Source organism: Blastopirellula sp. J2-11, assembly GCF_024584705.1.
GTDB lineage: Bacteria > Planctomycetota > Planctomycetia > Pirellulales > Pirellulaceae > Blastopirellula.
This window is the reverse complement of sequence record NZ_CP097384.1, coordinates 5,404,921-5,421,678: the sequence shown is the minus strand read 5'-3', so window position 1 is coordinate 5,421,678 and position 16,758 is coordinate 5,404,921. Positions and strand designations below refer to the sequence as shown.

The window sequence follows — 16,758 nt, the reverse complement described above, 5'->3', positions numbered from 1 at the left end:
ATGCTCTTCCGTCGAAGACGCCGTAAGAGCATGGCGCCAAAATTTAGGACTCCCCCCAAAGTCTTAGTCGTGCGCCGCTTCCCAGCGAGGCGCTGGTTTTTGTCCGATGACTCCTTCTTCGGGACTGCTGGCCGAAGCGTAGAGTCGTTTCGGAATCCGTCCGGCCAAATAGGACAAGCGGCCTGCTTCGATGCCGCACTTCATGGCGACCGCCATGCGAAGCGGATCTTCGGCATGCGCGATCGCCGTATTGAGCAGGACGCCGTCGACGCCCAGTTCCATCGCAACCGCCACATCGCTCGCGGCGCCGACGCCGGCGTCGACGATTACCGGATAGTCGGGATCGCCATCTTTCAGATACTCGAGACAGATGCGGATGTTGTTGGGGTTGAGGATCCCCTGCCCTGACCCGATTGGACTGCCGGCCGGCATGACCGCCGCGGCGCCCAGGTCTTTTAGCCGCCGCGCGATGACCGGATCATCGGTCGTGTAGCACAGGACCTGAAAGCCGTCCTTCACCAATTGCTCGCAGGCGTCGAGCGTTTCGACCGGATGCGGCAACAACGTCTTGGTGTCGGCCAGGCATTCGAGCTTTACCCAGTCAGCTCCGGGGTTCTCAAGACCTTCTAAGATCTCGCGACCCAAGCGCGCGGTGCGGACCGCGTCGCGGGCGTTGTAGCAGCCGGCCGTGTTGGGCAGCAGCGTATAGCGATCGAGATCGATGTAGTCGAGGATGTTGCGGCCGTGCGGATCGTACAAACGCTCGCGACGGACGGCGACGGTCAGACAATCGGCGCCAGAGAGTTCGAGCGCTTGTTGCATCACTTCAAACGTCTCGTACTTGCCGGTGCCGACGATCAGACGCGACTTCAGGACGTGCGTGCCGATCTTCAGCGACCCATCAAATGGCGTCGTTTCTGCGATGCTCATTAGCCCCCTCCTACCAGCGTGACGATTTCGATCTCGTCCCCTTCGGACAGCCGGATTTCGGCATGACGCGTGCGAGGAGCAAGTTGCTGATTCAGTTCGACCGCAACAAACTTGGGATTCATTCCCAACTGGGCGATCAGATCGGCCACGGTCGCATCTTGCGGCGCTTCGTGGTCGGCGGCGTTCACGCGGATCTTCATATCTTACTTGCGAAGCGGAGAAAGGGGGGGGATTGGGTTCATTGTACGGGGGAGGGGAAAAGATCGACAACCACCGCCGCAGCGACTTTGGCGCAACAAAAAACCCCGCGTCACGACGCGGGGTTGCATGTTTTGTCGGTCGCAGGGATCCGATTACGGTTCGCGAATCATAACGTTACGGGCCGAACCCTTCGAGATCGGGATCAAAGCTCCGGTCTGGGCGCCGCCGCGTGAAGCGACGTTTTCCTGCCAGGGAATGCCATAGGCGACAAAATTGCCGCTGACCGAGTCGATTACATAGACAACCGAGTTGGCCGGCCGAGCATTGACCGTACGGCCTCCCTGGAACATCGCACGGCCCACCAGCAGCATGAACTGCGGCTTGCTGGTGGGGTCAATTTGCAGATCCCCCATTACATTCGAGCGGAACAGGCTCGGCGGGCCGTTTTGATTGCGGGTATTGACGACATAGCATTGCAGGTCGCCGGTCAGAAAGTCGAGCGTGAAGAGCCCTTCGGCGTTCGTATCGACTTCACCGGTCGCGGCGGCCATGGTTTCGGTACGAGTGGCGCTCGCTTGAACCGGGATCTCCAGGACGGTGCTGCTAGGTTGCGACAGCAAGACGCCGGCGATCGCAGCGACGCCGCACAAACCGCCCATGGCGAAACCAATCCAAAGGCCGGAGAGACGTGATTTACGCATAACGAGGAGGTCCTGTTGAGGAATTCAGAGGGGGCAGCGGAAGTCGCTCGTACTGGCGCGATGCGACTCAACTCGCTTTCAATCGTAAAATCTTTCGCTGAACGACGCCAGAGAGAATGCCAGAATCGCGAAATTCCCGTTCTAGCAGAGAAAATCGGCGGGGACGAGTATGATGAAGGGAGCCCGCTCATCCCTTATTTCCTCTTTCTGCGCCCCGTTCCAATCGATCCATTCCCTAGGAAAGCCTTGCCGATGTTGCGAATTACCGCGCTGCCGCTCTCGCTTTTCATGCTCTTGAACGTCGCTTGGTTTGCGCAGGGGGGGAACGACCCGACTTGCGCCCGCACGGCGATGGTAGTCTCACAGAGCGAGATCGCGTCGCAGGTGGGCGCCGATGTGATGCAATCCGGGGGGAATGCGATCGACGCCGCCGTCGCGACCGGATTCGCGATGGCGGTGACTCATCCGTCCGCGGGAAATATCGGCGGCGGCGGATTCTTGGTCTTTCGCCCTGCCGAAGGAGAGCCGATCGCATTTGACTTTCGCGAACAGGCGCCGGCGGCAGCTCATCCGCAGATGTGGCTGAACGAAAAAGGGGAGTACGACTACGAACGTCATCATGAAAGTCACCAGGCGGTCGGCGTGCCGGGCACGGTTGCCGGTCTGTATTTAGCTTGGAAAACCGCCGGCACGCTTCCCTGGAAAAGTCTCGTTGAGCCGGCGGTCCGACTAGCTGCTGACGGCTTTGTGGTCAGAGATGGATTAGAACGCTCGCTGCAGGAGCAGATTTCGCGATTCAAAAAATATCCAGCGTCGCTGGCGCAATTCACCAAAGCAGGGAAGCCCTATCTAGCTGGTGATACGCTCAAACAGCCGGAACTCGCGAAAACGCTGGAGCGGATTCGAGATCGCGGCCCGGCCGGTTTCTATGAAGGAGAAACGGCCCGCTTGTTGGTCCAGGAGATGGAGACCAACCGCGGACTCATCACGCTGGCGGATATGAAAGCGTATCAGGCCAAACAACGCACGCCGCTGATCGGTTCCTATCGTGGTTACCAAGTGATAGGCATGCCTCCGCCCAGTTCTGGCGGAGTTGGCGTGATCGAGATGCTGAATATTTTGGAAGGGTTTGATCTGCGGGCAGCCGGCTTTGGATCGGCCGCCAATCTGCATCGAATGTCGGAAGCGATGCGTCGCAGCTTCGCCGATCGTGCTCGGTATTTGGGAGATCCAGACTTCAATCCAGAGATGCCGGTCGCCAAATTGATCTCCAAAGCGCATGCCGACGAGCTGCGAAAGACGATTGACGAGACGACGGCGTCGATCTCGACGCCAGAGAGTTTCGTCTGGCCGTATGAGAGCGCCGAGACGACGCATCTCTCGGTGGTCGACGCTGATCGGAATGCGGTTTCGATGACTTACACGCTGGAGTACGCCTATGGCTCGGCGATTGTCGTTCCTGGCGCCGGATTCCTACTAAATAACGAGATGGGAGACTTTAACGCGGCGCCCGGCATCACAACCGCTAGCGGGTTGATCGGCACCAAGCCGAACTTGGCGCTGCCGCAAAAACGCATGCTCTCAAGCATGTCGCCGACCATCCTGGCCAAAGATGGCGAGCTGTTCATGGTGACCGGCAGTCCCGGCGGCCGGACGATCATCAATACCGTGTTGCAGACGGTGTTGAACGTGGTGGACCATCGGATGAACGCCCAGGAAGCGGTCGACGCCGGTCGCATTCATCATCAATGGTTGCCGTCTCGAATTCAGTTTGAGAAGCAGGAATTCTCACCCGACACGTTGGCGATTTTGCGAGAAATGGGGCACGAGCTTTATCCCATCAACAAACAAGGCGCGGCCGAAGTCATCGTGGTCAACGCGAAGACAGGGCAATTAGAAGGTGGCGTTGATCGCCGCCGACCCGATGGCGGTGCGGTCGGGTATTAAGAATTTTTTGCTCGACTTTACTTCCCGGCCGGATCTAGCGAGACGTTCGGCTCGCGGCGCATCAGCGGGGCATCTTCTTCTTTAGCGGGAAGCTCCGCGCCGATTGGGCCGATCTCCGCGGTCACTTTTGCTAGTTCTCTGGCGATGGCGGGGTCGACTTTCGGGCTCGGCTTCACCACGATCGGCGATTCGGGGGGAGGGATGAAGTCCGATGTGCCGAGCTTCGGTGGAGGAGCGTCGCCGCGGCTTTTCGCTTCGTTGAACGCGGCGCCTAAGCTGGTCATCCCGTCATCGACGGCCGCTTTTACTTCGCCTTTGCTTGCGGGTTCGGCGGGTTGCTCTTCTTTGTTGACTCGCAAGGTCTCCGCATCAGGCTTGGGCGGCTCAAAACCGGGGGCCTCGGTCGCTTCTGATTCTTCTTCAGGTTGTTTGCCTGCGACGGTTCGCATGTCGTCGGTCCACAGCTCTTCAGGGACAGCGAAGTAGGCGAACGACGGCAGGAACGGAATCAGGTGAAACTTGTCGTCCCCCGAGATCCACATCACGGCGAACATGGCGATCACAATGCCAAAGAGGCCGCCACCGACTACCTTGAACGCTTCCCAAGCGGGATTCGACGTTGATTTGGAGGGGCGTCGCCCTGATGCGGCGGAGCGTCCTTCGATTTTGGCTAATGGCGCCGGTGAACTCGAACCGGTCCCTTCCGACTCTTTGAAGTTGAAGTCAGGCACGGCCGCGCCAGCCAATTGGTATTCGCCTTCGCCGTCGGAAGCGATGATTTCGGCCTGACTGCCGGGGCCTTCCAATACTTCGACCAACGGCGGCAAATGTTCGAACACATCGGCCAACAGATAGGTCTCTTCGCACCAGGGGCAACGAACGCGCGACGAAGCGTCAGCAGCGCCGGGAATGCGGATTGGATCGGTACAGTGCGGGCAATTGGCGATGAGCATGCAGCTCTCCCAAGTCCTTCTCGGGTGGGGAAATGATTTCAGCGGCAGTCCGTGGAATTGCTCGCCAAGCGGCGTCGTCTCTCGGAAAAGAGATCAAAATAGGCGATGTAAATCGATATCTTGCGAGCCGTGACGAGCGATGCTTGGAGCCTCGTCCGGTTGAAAAATACCAGGAAGGCATTTTTCAACCGATTGAATAGTGTAACTCGAAATAACCGCTGGCGCCGCAATTGGGACAAATCTGCCGTTGCCGGGGGGTTAAGCCGACGTCACCTCGTTATAGAGGGCGACATGCCGGTCGATCATCTGCGGAATCGAAAACTCGGCGGCGATTCGCGCTTGGGCGGCCTGACCCAGACGCAGGCGGAGGTCGTTGTCGTCCAACACGCGATTGACATAGCGAGCATACTCGGCCCTTTGTCCCAGCGGGATCAAAAAACCGGTTTTCTCGGGAATCACCAGATCTCGGTTGCCGGGGATATCGCTGACAATCGCGGGAACGCCGGCGACCATCGCTTCCATCAATGCGTTCGATTGCCCTTCGTAGCCGCTCGCCAGCAAAAAACAATCGGCATGCGCGAATAGCTGCGGCACATCTTCGCGAGCGCCGAGAAAGTGGACGTTGTTCTGCGTGTGGTTTTGCCGTGAGAATTTCATGAGGCGATCGCGCTGTGGACCATCGCCAACGATCAGCAGATGGACGTCTTTGCGAATGCGCCCCAAGATATCGATTGACCAGATCAGATCTTTTAACCGCTTTTGCGGCCAGAGTCGTCCGACCGCGATTAGCAGCCGCGCGTCATAGGGGAGATCCAATTGCCGTAAGAGTTGCTCGCGGGTCTGAAGCGGCTCGGGCGGCGTTGCGTCAATCCCGTTAGGAATCACCACAAACTTCGCGGCGTTGCGACCTTTCTCGACATAGAACTGTTCGACGCCGGTGCTGTTGACCGCAATCTTGTCGGTCTTGCGATCGAGATAGCGATCGATCGCTAATTCGTATCCTTGTTTCCAGGGATCGACGCACCGTTCGCCGCAGATGATGTGCGGAACTTTGACCGTTTGCGCCGCCGAGCGACCGTAGGAATTTGCGGCGAAGATCCAGGTATGCACAATGTCAGGATGGAGATGCTTGATCTCTTTTTTTAAGCGGAGATAGGCTACTGGATCCAGTTTGCGACGTTTGCGGATCTCGATGATCGGAATGTCATGTCCGCGCAGCGTTTCCTCCAGCGGACCAGAACGCGTCAGTAGGCAGACATGCACGTCAAATTGATCACGAGGCAAGCCGGCCGCCAACATGGTTAGTTGTTTTTCGGCGCCCCCTCGATCGAGTGTGGGAATGATCAGCAGCAGTCGCTTCATGCAGCAGGCTTTCCAGTACTTTTTCGCGATATCGCAGCATGCCTTACGATATCACAATCGTCGGGCAGCGCGTAACCGGCGCCCAGCATGGACTTAGACGATGCGGCGACGTTCTTTCTCGAGACTCTCGTAGACAAACTGCATCACTCGCGGCGCCATCATCCCGTAGTAAGTAAAGCCATGGCCGCCGCCGCAAAGCTCCAGTTCGCAGGTATGCGGCACTCCTAAGGAGTAGAGTTTCATCCGCAGCCGCTCGGAGCTTTCCCACCAATCGATGTCATCGCCGCAGCAGCAGAAGAACTGATTTCGGGGCCAATTCAGCGGGTGAATATGGAGGGTCGCCGAGTCTTGCCGCGCCTCTTCGGGCCGGTCATATTGCAGCCAGAGCGGGTCATCGTCATCGCGGCGCATCCGCTCTTGATAGTCAATCGCCGGACTGATTGCGGCGACCACCGGAAACTTGTCCGGAAATTTGTAGGCCAATCGCAGCGCACCCTGTCCTCCCATGCTGGTCCCAAATAGGCCGATCTGCGGCGGTCTGGCGTCATATTTTTCTGCAATAAACGGTAAGACGTTTTCGAGCAGATGTTGTTGAGCCGAGATTTGCGGGTCAAACTCGGGGCAGATACGATCAGTCCACCAGCTGCGCTGCGAGATCGGGACGACGACCGGCAGTCCATATTTTTCGAATTGCGCGACGAACTCCAGCTTGTCTTGCAGCCGGCCGAGATGGACTCCGTGCAGATAGAGCCCGACATATCCGTGCGGATTCCGTTTTTCTGGCTCAAACAGATAGCAGGGATGTCCGGCGATCGTCGTTTCGCTCCAATTTCCGATATCGGCTGTCATCGTTGGCGAGGCTTTCGCAAGAGAGCGCGGCAAGGGCGTTACTGTTTTGTTTCGGCTCGCTTACAATAGCGACCGGTCGCATCGGTTGCGACCCAAGCGGACCTTACTTCGGCCTATTGTAATCCATCGTGCGTACTCTCATCTCCCAGTCACAATTGGAAGCTGGCGTCCGCAAATTGGCGACCGAATTGAATCGCCAATATGCCGACCGACCGCTGACGGTCCTCGGCGTGTTGACCGGCAGCGTCGTCTTGCTAGCCGACTTGATTCGTCAATTGGAAATGCCGCTGCGCGTCGGCGTGCTGCAGGCCCGCAGTTATCGCGGAGCCGCTACCGCGCCAGGCGAGTTAGTTGTCAATCTTGAATTGATGCCGGCCGTCGAAGGATGCGACGTGCTGCTGCTGGACGACATCTTTGACACTGGGCGAACGCTCGACGAATTAGCTCGCCGCATGCAAGCGTGCGGCGCGGCGTCGGTCAGCTCGATGGTCTTGTTGACCAAAATGGGACGCTGCGAAGTGGACTATCGGCCTGACTATTCGGCGTTTGATATACCGAATGAGTTTGTGGTCGGCTACGGACTCGACTATCAAGATCAATATCGTAATCTTCCCTTCGTAGCGGCGCTCGAACCGGAAGAGATCGCGGCTGGAACGGAATGAGCGGTTTGCGCATCGCAATGGTGACGCGCCGTTTTTGGCCATTGGTCGGCGGCGCCGAGATGGTGATGGCCAATCTCGCCCAACAGCTGCGCCGTCAAGCGGCCGATGTACGGATCGTGACCGCGCGTTGGCAAAAAAACTGGCCAGAGCGGATCGTTCATCGTGAGATTCCCATTCTGCGACTTCCCAACCCGCAGCTGCGCGGCTGGGGGACGCTACGGTACATGATGTCGCTGGGAAAGTACCTGCAACAGCATCAAGCCGAGTTGGACGCCGTCTACGTTTCGATGCTGAAGCATAGCGCCTACATGGCGGTCGAACGGCTGAAAAATACGTCGACTCCGATCGTATTAAGAGCCGAAGGGGGAGGGGAGACCGGCGATTGTCGCTGGCAAGCCGAAGCCAACTTCGGGCTCCGCATTCGCGCCGTCTGTCAGCAAGCCGACGCGATTGTCGCGCCCAGCGCCGCGATCAGAGAAGAGTTATTGGCCGCAGGGTACGATCCGGCGAAACTCCACTTTATACCCAACGGCGTCGCGATTCCGGCGGCCGGCAATCAACAGCGCCGGTTTGACGCGCGAATGGCGCTGCAAAGTGCGCAGCCGTTGTTCTCCTTTCACAACGACATGCCGCTGGCCGTCTATACCGGTCGGCTCCATCCCAAGAAAGGGTTGCTCACGGCGATCGAAGCGTGGCCGCATGTCCTGCAGCGATTTCCAGACGCCAAGCTGGTGCTGGTCGGCGAAGGTCCGCAAGAGTCGCAGCTGCGCGAGCGAATCGAGTCGCTTCGTTTGCAAGAACGCGTCTTCTTGCCTGGAGTCTTTGATGACGTCTCGGATCTATTGGACGCGGCCGACTTCTTTTTGCTTCCTTCGCATGAAGAGGGAATGTCCCTCTCGCTGCTAGAAGCGATGGCGGCCGGTCTGCCGGTGATCGCGACAGATATTCCCGGCAATCGTCAGTTAGTCGAATCGGGGCGCAATGGACTGCTGTTTCCGGTCGATGACGTGGCCGCGCTGCAGCAAGAAATTGTCAACGTCATTCATCAGCCGATTGCGGCTCGTCAGATGGGCGAAGCGGCTCGTGCGATGGTGACCCAAAAATATAGCCTGACCGCCGCAACGACCAGGCATTTGGATTTGTTCGCCGAACTTCGTGAAACGAAACGTTCGGTCGGCTAGCTGGGCGCCGATTATTCGGCGGCCGGTTTGACGCCCTCTTCTGCGGCGGCAGCGGCCGGCTCCGCTTTCGGCATTTCACCATTGCGTGCACGTTCCGCTTCTTCACGAGCGCGGATGCGAGCTTTCTTGGGATCTTCTGGCGCCGTGAACGGTTGGGCTTCGATCAGGAGTTTGCCGGAGATGATCCCCTGCCCTTTTTGGTAGAACCAGCCGCCGGCTTCCAGCTTATCGCCGGGACGAATCAGACGCGGGTCGGAGACTTCGACTTTCACGGCGGCGTCATCGGCCAGTTCGACGCTGACCCGAGTTCCACCGGCGACAACATTCAACTTGCCGTCACGGGCTACTCCGGCGACGCGTCCATTGACCAGGTAGGTGGTGATTTCGTCCGCCGCTTTCCGCTTCGGCTTGCTGGATCCGTCGTCACCGCCAAACAAACTGCCGATGCCGCCGAGCGACTCTTCTTCAGTCACGCCCAGCGGAGTTCCTTCGCGCGGGGTGAAAACGGTCACTTCCGAAACCGGTTCTTGCGAGTTCCCTCGCCCATCAAACTTGCCGGTAAAGCTGACAAACATGCCTGGTGCGATCCACCCTTTTTCGGCAGTGCCCGAGAGTTGCATATCCTCTGGTTTGACTTCCACCTTCAAGAGCCAGGGAGTGCCGTCATCCGCTTTGACTTGCATGATCGCTCCCTGCATGCCGACGATTTGCCCTTTGAGGGTGAAGTTTTGACGTTCCGGCTTCGGTTGGGCCAGGACGACGCTCGAAGTGCACAGCAACATTACGGCGGTCAGGAAGGGGGCGATACGAAGCATATGCATGCTACCTGCGGCGGGAAAGGAAGATTTGGAAGGGAGAAGCAAAAGCCCCTTCAAGATAACGCGGACCAGCTGGAAAAGCCAATCTTGGGAAAAACGAGGCTTTTCGGACAGGGGGATCACCACCGCTTTTCCAGAGAGGCTGAAACTTCATCATTATCGATGGAGAGTATGCGGAATTCAGGCATAAAGTGGTTTCGATGCTTGACATCGCGGTTCGGCGGCCCGTAATATAAGGAAAAGATCCTCTGTTATCCATTGTTTTTTTGTGGTCGGGGTAGTTGGATATGTCCTCTCTTCGTTTGTCGAAACGCGGTTTCACCTTGGTGGAATTGCTGGTAGTTATCGCCATTATCGGCGTTCTGATCGCATTATTGCTTCCGGCAGTGCAACAGGCCCGGGAAGCGGCACGGCGGATGCAATGCAGCAACAATCTCAAGCAGATTGGGCTGGCGCTGCACAACTATCATGACACGTTTAATGCCTTGCCACCGCTGGCAATTACGCCGATCGGCGATCCCGATGATCCCGGCGACTTCCCGATGGCTGGTGCGGTTGAGAGTTGGGGTTGGACAGCGTTTCTATTGCCGTTCATCGAAGAAAACAATCTCTATGAGACTGCTGGAATCGCCAAAGGGGTTCAGTTGGGAACGCAACTGACTTTGGCGAATACGGTGGTTTCGGGATATCGGTGTCCTTCCGATACCGGCGCCGCGGTTGATGACCCGGCTCAGCGATTCATGAACGGCGCCGGTTCCAACTATGGCGCCTATAACAATTCTCTTTCGGGCAATCTTACCAAGACCGCCGACGGCGGATTTAATCTGAATTTGAGTCGCAAGTTTCGTGATGTGACGGATGGTCTGAGCAATACGTTGGCGATCGGCGAAAGCTGCAGTCGGTTGAATGGCCAGACGATGAGCCTGAAGAGTTGGGCGGGATGTCGGGAAGGCAAAGATGGCAATTGCTTGGACGAGGTAGGACTTTCAGGACGTTGGCCGATCAATGATACGACCGGCAACATCGATCAAAAGGGAGAAGCGCTCAGTAGTTTGCACCCCGGTGGTGCGCAAACGTTGCGGTTCGACGGCAGCGCCCATTTCCTCTCCGAGAACATCCAGTTTTTGCGACCTGCCGCGCCCGCCAACAATTCTGGTTCGGTCGATAGTCTGTATGAATATTTGATCGCCATCAACGACGGCCAAGTCATCGCAGAAAACTAGCGCTGTAGTACTAGTCTTTGCGAATGTGATTGGTTGGGCGCGGCTTTTTTATCGCAATCGATCGATGCTGGCAGCTTGACAAAAGATGGCCGCTTTGTGAGGTGGCATTGTAATTTAACTAACTCAAACTGCTTGACTTAGCGGACTCGGCCCAAGTAGTATTGGGGGGGTGAAATTATTCTTCTTGATTTATAGTTTCTTTGCGTTAAGGAAATGGAAATGTCTTCACCTCATCGGACGAATCGTGGCTTCACCTTGGTGGAGCTCTTGGTTGTCATCGCCATTATTGGCGTTCTTATTGCACTGTTATTGCCCGCCGTGCAGCAAGCGCGCGAGGCAGCTCGCCGGATGCAATGCAGCAACAATTTGAAGCAAATAGGGCTTGCACTGCATAACTATCACGACACGTTCAATTCCCTGCCCCCCTTGTGTATTATTCCGGGCGACGATCCGGACGATAGCGGCTCGGACACGCGGGACCTTGTCGAGAGTTGGTCATGGTCGGCGCTGATCTTGCCGTTTATTGAGCAGAACAGCCTGTATGAAAACGCCGGCATCGGCAACGGAGTTCGCCTGGACACTCAATTGAACGATGCGGCGAAGGTCGTCATTTCCGCTTATCGCTGCCCGTCCGATGTTGGCATTTCTGTCGCAGACCCAGCCCAAAGATTTTTGAAAGGCGCGGGGTCTAACTATGCTGCCTTCAATCACTCGCGTTCGGCACGTTATCTTAGCGGCGCCGACGGCGGATTCTACGCCAACGTCGGACGAAAACTACGTGATGTGACCGATGGCCTGAGCAATACGTTGGCGGTGGGGGAAGTCGCCAGTAGGTTAAATGGCCAAACCATGTGCTTGAAGAGTTGGGCCGGTTGCCAGCTTGGACGCGATGGTGATTGCATGGACGACATCGGGCTTTCAGGACGCTGGCCAATCAACGATTCGACAGGCACTTCAAATCAAACGGCCGAAGCACTCAGCAGTCTGCATCCCGGCGGCGCGCAAACGCTGCGGTTTGACGGCAGTGTCCACTTTCTCTCAGAAAACATCCAGTTTTTGCGTTCTGCGGCGCCCGACAATAATGGAAGTGCGCTCGATAGTCTGTATGAGTATTTGATCGCCATCAACGACGGCCAAGTCATTGCTGATAACTAATCGCGGTCTCTTTGACAGTGAGAGTCGGACGCAACGAATCACCGCTTCCGGCTCGGCCTACCGATGCGTTTTTTCCCCACCTGAAAATCTCTCAAAAGATAGCATACTGATGGCTTCACATTTTCAAATCGATTCTGTTTGCGGTCGTATTCTCGCACTGTTGATCCTGATCGCCGCCGTTGGTTGCGGTCAACATCGCGCAAGCGATTTGCCCGACCTTGGTGAAGTGAGCGGAACCGTCACGCTTGACGGCAAGCCGCTTCCCGAAGCGACCGTCTCGTTTCAATCGACCGAAGTAGGCCGCATGGCGTCAGGTATGACCGACAGTGCAGGGCAGTACAAGCTTTACCTGTTGAACGACATTTCAGGTGCTCCGCTTGGTCAAAACGACGTCTATATCACGACCGCACGGCCAGCCGACGACTCAAAGCCGGGCAGCGGCAGACCAGAGAAATTGCCGGCCATTTATCACGCCAAGTCGACGCTTTCCGCCGATGTCAAGTCAGGCGCCAACACGTTCGACTTCGATTTGAAATCGAAGTAGGCTCAAGCGGCGCCGCTGAAAGAACAACGGGCCGCTAGACCTATCTCAAATGGGTCGGCGGCTAGGCTGACGCGTATCGCAGTGAGAACGCGATCTTAATTAGCATCTCTTGCAACTTCGCCCCAATTGGGCGAAGGTAAACGGCGTTATCGCTGGTCGAAATCGCCGTGTCGCAGGACCGCCGCTATGAAGTTCTTCGCGTTTCATCTTATGCCGTGGGATCGGTTGCCTGCCGATTTTGCAGAGCGATACGACAGCGCTTGGACCACCGTTCCCAACTCGCTCTACGATCCGCGGCACGGCGGTCAGTTATACAACGACTATCTCGATCAACTGGTCTTGGCAGACAAGTTGGGCTTTGACGGCGTCTGCGTCAACGAGCATCATCAGAACGCCTACGGCACGATGCCTAGCCCGAATCTGATGGCGTCGATCCTGGCTCGTCAGACCAAGCATGTCAAAATCGCCGTGGTCGGCAATGCGTTGCCGCTCTACAACCCGCCGACCCGCGTCGCCGAAGAGTTTGCGATGATCGACTGCATCAGCGGCGGTCGGTTGATCGCCGGACTCGTGGTCGGCGGCGGTCCGGAGTATTACAGTTTCTCGCTCAATCCGACGCATGCGCGCAGCATGTATCGCGAAGCGTTTGATCTGGTGCTGCGTTGCTGGACCGAAACAGGCCCGTTTGAGCATTACGGCCAACATTGGAAACTGCGCTATGTGAATCCTTGGCCGCGGCCGATTCAGCAGCCTCATCCGCCGGTCTGGATTCCCGGCGCCGGCAGCAAAGAGACGATCCAGTTTGTGGCTCAGCGGCGGTTCGCCTATATGGGGATTCCTTACTTTCATCTCGACTTCTTTCAGCGGAACTTTGATCTGTTTCGCGACGCCTGCGAGAAGAACGGCTACACGGCCGATCCTGAGCAACTGGGCTGGCTGTTGCCGATCTACGTCGCCGAAAGCGACGAGCAGGCCTGGGCCGAGTACGAAGAGCACCTCTGGTACTTTGTACGGAACCTGCTGAAGGGACTCGTCATCTTTCCGCCGGGCTACACCAGCGTCCGTTCGATCGCCGGCATTCAGCGTGGACTGCAACAGTTTATGACCGCCTGCCAAACTCGCGATGATATCGAGCGCGGCGGCTACGCGATTGTCGGCAGCCCGAAGACGGTGCGCGAGAAACTGCAAACGTACTCGAAGCGTCTCGGCGTCGGCAACTTGCTGGGATTGTTCCAGATCGGAACCTTGCCGCATGAATTGGCGTGTAAGAATATGTCGCTGTTTGCTGAGCAGGTAATGCCACAACTTCGCGCTGAAAGCCAGCGCTAACGATCGAGAGATTTTCTATGTCACTCAGTGTCCAGCATCGCTTCCTTCATGTCGGCGGCAAGAAAACGCAATTGATGACTTTGGGAGATGGTCCCCCGCTGGTCTATTTGCACTCGGCCGGCGGCGAAACTGAAGCGATTCCGTTTCACCACAAGTTGGCCGAGCATTACACCGTCTATGCGCCGGCGCATCCCGGATTCGCGCTCAGTGAAGGACTGAACGACATCCTCGACATCCACGATCTGGCTTGGCACTATGTGGATCTGTTCGCCGACTTGGAACTAGCAAACGTGCCGGTGATCGGTTATTCGCTCGGCGCTTGGCTCGCGGTCGAGTTGGCGATTTTACGACCCCAGTTAGTGAGCCGACTGGGGCTGATCTCCGCGGCCGGCTTGCACGTCGAAGGAGCGCCGATGGGGGAACTGTTCATTGACGACTTTGACAAACTGCGCGAGTTGATTTTTTTCGATCCGAGTAGCTCAGCGGCGCTCGAAACGACTCCCAGTTCGCCCGATGATTCAAGGATGCTGATGTGGCTGCGAGCGCGGGAAGCGACGGCACGCGTCGGCTGGAATCCGTATTTGCACGATCCAAAACTTCCGCGGCATCTGCACCGCGTCACGCAGCCGACGACGATCGTCTGGGGACGGCACGACAAGCTGATTCCTCTGGCCCACGGCGAGTACTATGCCGAGCATTTACCGAACGCGACGCTGCAGATTCTAGAAGAGTGCGGTCACGGCGTGCCGTGGGAAAAGTGCGAGGAAGCGGCGACGTTGTTGATGTAAACGTAGCCAAGTAATTTTTTCCTGCTTCCGGCCGAATTGCGATAAAATTCTCTTCTCATGTCAGTCACTAGTCTGCCATGTGCGGGGTGACAAAATGACGGTTTTCAGCTACGCATTTGCGGATTGCGATTTCGGCCTATGACAACCAGGATTAATGGAAAGCTATTTTCCGCTTCATCCTCGTCGTTAGGTCTGTCAAATGTCGCACTCATCTCGAAGCCGGCGCGGCTTTACGCTCGTCGAACTGTTGGTTGTCATCGCGATCATTGGAGTCTTGATCGCTTTACTTTTGCCTGCCGTGCAACAGGCCCGCGAAGCAGCGCGGCGGATGCAATGCACGAACAACATGAAGCAGCTTGGTCTGGCGCTGCACAACTACCATGACACGCATTTGGTCTTTCCGCCGGCGACGATCAATCCTGGTTGTCACGGGTGTAAGACGATCGTGTCGCCCGACACGTTGTCGACCAATGTTCGTAACGTGACGGTCCACTTGTTGATCTTGCCATTTCTAGAGCAGAACACGTTGCACGACCAACTTGACTTCCGCAAGCCGATGGGCTTGGCTGCTCACGCGGACGTAACCGATCCCAGCGCGACCGACGCCGCCGCCAACATGGCGGTCTTAAAAGGGACGCGTCTGGGGGCGTTCGCCTGTCCGTCGGATCCCTATGACAGCCCCGGCACAACGACCGACACGACCAGTCACTACTACTCGATCGACTACTATCGAACCAGCTACACAGTCGCGTCGCGCGACTGGGAAGACGACGCCTACAACGCTCAGCTGTACTGGGGTACGTCGACCAACTATTCCAACCAACGTGGCGCGTTCGGTCATAACGGCTCGGCGAAAATGCGTGACATTACCGACGGAACGTCCCATTCGATTTTGTTTTGCGAGACGCCGATGCGAAAGGACGCGGTCACGCGCGGACCATTTTGGGGAACTTGGACCAACACGTTTTGGATCAAGATGTCTTACGGCATCAATGTTCCGCGCTCGGCGACCGTTCCGCAGGTATTCGCTTGGTCGGCCGGCAGCGAGCACCCCGGTGGATGCAATATCTTGCTGGGAGACGGCTCGATTCGCTTTTTAAGTGAAACGACCGATGACGCGACGACGCTGGATCTGGTCAGCATTTCCGACGGTGAAGTCCTGGGCGAATTTTAAGGAAACTGAACCATGCAAAACGCAATCGATATTCTCCTTCGCAAAATTCCCTGTCTCTTGGCGCTGTTGGTGCTGGGAGTCGGGTGTTTCGGCGGAAATTCATCGCACCCTGGCTTGGTAGAAGTGAGCGGAGTCCTGACCATCGATGGAAAACCGGCCAAAGATATTTCCGTCGTCTTTCAGCCCGAGGCCGGCGGTAATGCGTCGCGCGGTACGACATTGGAAGATGGATCCTACCAATTGATGTTTGACCGGCATTCGTCCGGCGCGCTGCCAGGCACGCATCGCATTCGTTTTCTGTCGATGGCGATCGACTCGACCGGAGCCAGTTTGCCGGCCAAGTACCGCAGGCCGGAAACCGGGATCACCGTTGAAGTAACGCGCGAGGGGCCGAACGAATTTCCGTTTGAACTAAGCGGGAAGTAGTGAGCTCAACGAAATTGGAAGCTAGTCGCCGCCTTGCACCTGCTTCCGTTGTTGATCGGCCGGCGAAAGTTTGTGGGGCGTCAGCTCGTCCCCTTGCAGGTCAAGATTGAGAGTCTGGCCCTGCACGTCGATTTGCCATTCGGATTGGGTGTTGTACTTCGCAGGAATGAATTGAAAGAAGATCGGCTCGGGGTTCGGGATCCGTTCGGTTGGCGCCGTTTCACCGATCTTTTTCTGAGCGGTGACTTTCACCTGACGCAGGCCAGGAAGAGTTCGCAGGGTGAACTTTCCGTTTTTGATTTCGGCGCTGGCGAACTGTCCGACGCCACCGACCGGCGCCAGTTCGACATAGCCGTTTTCAATAGGTTGACCGTTCCAAGTGGCGACTCCTTCCACTTGATTCTTGCCGTCGCCGCTGCATCCCAGCGATGCAGCGAGCAGCAGGATCGAGACACAAGTGGAAATCTGTGCAAAGGTGATCGCCATCGTAGGTGGCTCCTCGAAGAAGAGAAAAA

18 protein-coding genes are annotated in these 16,758 nt (G+C 57.0%); 10 read left to right on the top strand and 8 right to left on the bottom strand.

Annotated elements, in window-relative coordinates:
- Nucleotides 1-63 precede the first annotated feature (63 nt).
- From M4951_RS21410 to M4951_RS21400, 3 genes are all read right to left on the bottom strand, one after another.
- Complete coding sequence (locus M4951_RS21410) at nt 64-930, bottom strand: thiazole synthase (RefSeq protein ID WP_262023658.1); 867 nt, start codon at nt 928-930, stop codon at nt 64-66.
- Complete coding sequence (gene thiS, locus M4951_RS21405) at nt 930-1,130, bottom strand: sulfur carrier protein ThiS (protein ID WP_262023657.1); 201 nt, start codon at nt 1,128-1,130, stop codon at nt 930-932. Before thiS ends, M4951_RS21410 begins: the two co-directional genes overlap by 1 nt.
- A 153-nt stretch (nt 1,131-1,283) precedes the next feature.
- Nucleotides 1,284-1,832, bottom strand: a complete 549-nt coding sequence (locus tag M4951_RS21400; RefSeq protein ID WP_262023656.1) for a hypothetical protein — start codon at nt 1,830-1,832, stop codon at nt 1,284-1,286.
- 252 nt (nt 1,833-2,084) lie between these two features.
- Between M4951_RS21400 and ggt the strand changes: the two genes are divergently transcribed.
- Nucleotides 2,085-3,779 carry a gamma-glutamyltransferase gene (gene ggt / locus M4951_RS21395; protein ID WP_262023655.1) on the top strand — a complete coding sequence of 565 codons (1,695 nt, stop codon included), beginning with the start codon at nt 2,085-2,087 and terminating at the stop codon, nt 3,777-3,779.
- Between the two features lie 17 nt (nt 3,780-3,796).
- Here ggt and M4951_RS21390 read toward each other — a convergent pair whose 3' ends face one another.
- The 3 genes from M4951_RS21390 to M4951_RS21380 all read right to left on the bottom strand — a co-directional run bounded on the left by M4951_RS21390 (nt 3,797) and on the right by M4951_RS21380 (nt 6,943).
- Complete coding sequence (locus M4951_RS21390) at nt 3,797-4,732, bottom strand: hypothetical protein (RefSeq protein ID WP_262023654.1); 936 nt, start codon at nt 4,730-4,732, stop codon at nt 3,797-3,799.
- Nucleotides 4,733-4,990: 258 nt separating this feature from the next.
- Nucleotides 4,991-6,094, bottom strand: a complete 1,104-nt coding sequence (locus M4951_RS21385) for a glycosyltransferase (RefSeq protein WP_262023653.1) — start codon at nt 6,092-6,094, stop codon at nt 4,991-4,993.
- A 93-nt stretch (nt 6,095-6,187) separates the two neighbouring features.
- Entirely contained in the window at nt 6,188-6,943 is a 756-nt protein-coding gene (locus M4951_RS21380; protein ID WP_262023652.1) for an esterase family protein, read from the bottom strand.
- Nucleotides 6,944-7,071: 128 nt separating this feature from the next.
- Between M4951_RS21380 and hpt the strand changes: the two genes are divergently transcribed.
- The gene (gene hpt / locus M4951_RS21375) at nt 7,072-7,605 is read left to right on the top strand and encodes a hypoxanthine phosphoribosyltransferase (protein ID WP_262023651.1); all 534 of its coding nucleotides are present in this window, start codon (nt 7,072-7,074) and stop codon (nt 7,603-7,605) included.
- Entirely contained in the window at nt 7,602-8,786 is a 1,185-nt protein-coding gene (locus tag M4951_RS21370; protein ID WP_262023650.1) for a glycosyltransferase family 4 protein, read from the top strand. The genes hpt and M4951_RS21370 overlap by 4 nt, the downstream gene beginning before the upstream one ends.
- Nucleotides 8,787-8,797: 11 nt before the next feature.
- Here M4951_RS21370 and M4951_RS21365 read toward each other — a convergent pair whose 3' ends face one another.
- Entirely contained in the window at nt 8,798-9,601 is an 804-nt protein-coding gene (locus M4951_RS21365; RefSeq protein ID WP_262023649.1) for a hypothetical protein, read from the bottom strand.
- Nucleotides 9,602-9,891: 290 nt separating this feature from the next.
- On the opposite strand from M4951_RS21365, the gene M4951_RS21360 reads away from it, so the two are divergent.
- The 7 genes from M4951_RS21360 (at nt 9,892) to M4951_RS21330 (ending at nt 16,243) form a co-directional block, all read left to right on the top strand.
- On the top strand, nt 9,892-10,827 hold the full coding sequence (locus tag M4951_RS21360) for a DUF1559 domain-containing protein (protein WP_262023648.1): 936 nt from the start codon (nt 9,892-9,894) through the stop codon (nt 10,825-10,827).
- 219 nt (nt 10,828-11,046) lie between these two features.
- A complete protein-coding gene (locus M4951_RS21355; RefSeq protein ID WP_410050442.1) occupies nt 11,047-11,982 on the top strand; it encodes a DUF1559 domain-containing protein in 936 nt (311 codons plus the stop codon).
- 109 nt (nt 11,983-12,091) lie between these two features.
- Nucleotides 12,092-12,526, top strand: a complete 435-nt coding sequence (locus M4951_RS21350) for a carboxypeptidase-like regulatory domain-containing protein (protein WP_262023646.1) — start codon at nt 12,092-12,094, stop codon at nt 12,524-12,526.
- Nucleotides 12,527-12,712: 186 nt separating this feature from the next.
- Nucleotides 12,713-13,855 carry an LLM class flavin-dependent oxidoreductase gene (locus M4951_RS21345; protein ID WP_262023645.1) on the top strand — a complete coding sequence of 381 codons (1,143 nt, stop codon included), beginning with the start codon at nt 12,713-12,715 and terminating at the stop codon, nt 13,853-13,855.
- Between the two features lie 17 nt (nt 13,856-13,872).
- A complete protein-coding gene (locus tag M4951_RS21340; RefSeq protein ID WP_262023644.1) occupies nt 13,873-14,643 on the top strand; it encodes an alpha/beta fold hydrolase in 771 nt (256 codons plus the stop codon).
- Between the two features lie 199 nt (nt 14,644-14,842).
- Nucleotides 14,843-15,817, top strand: coding sequence for a DUF1559 domain-containing protein (locus M4951_RS21335; protein ID WP_262023643.1), 975 nt, complete (start codon nt 14,843-14,845; stop codon nt 15,815-15,817).
- A gap of 12 nt (nt 15,818-15,829) precedes the next feature.
- Complete coding sequence (locus tag M4951_RS21330; RefSeq protein WP_262023642.1) at nt 15,830-16,243, top strand: carboxypeptidase regulatory-like domain-containing protein; 414 nt, start codon at nt 15,830-15,832, stop codon at nt 16,241-16,243.
- 21 nt (nt 16,244-16,264) lie between these two features.
- On the opposite strand, the gene M4951_RS21325 is transcribed toward M4951_RS21330, so the two are convergent.
- Nucleotides 16,265-16,729, bottom strand: coding sequence for a hypothetical protein (locus tag M4951_RS21325; RefSeq protein ID WP_262023641.1), 465 nt, complete (start codon nt 16,727-16,729; stop codon nt 16,265-16,267).
- Between the last annotated feature and the right edge of the window lie 29 nt (nt 16,730-16,758).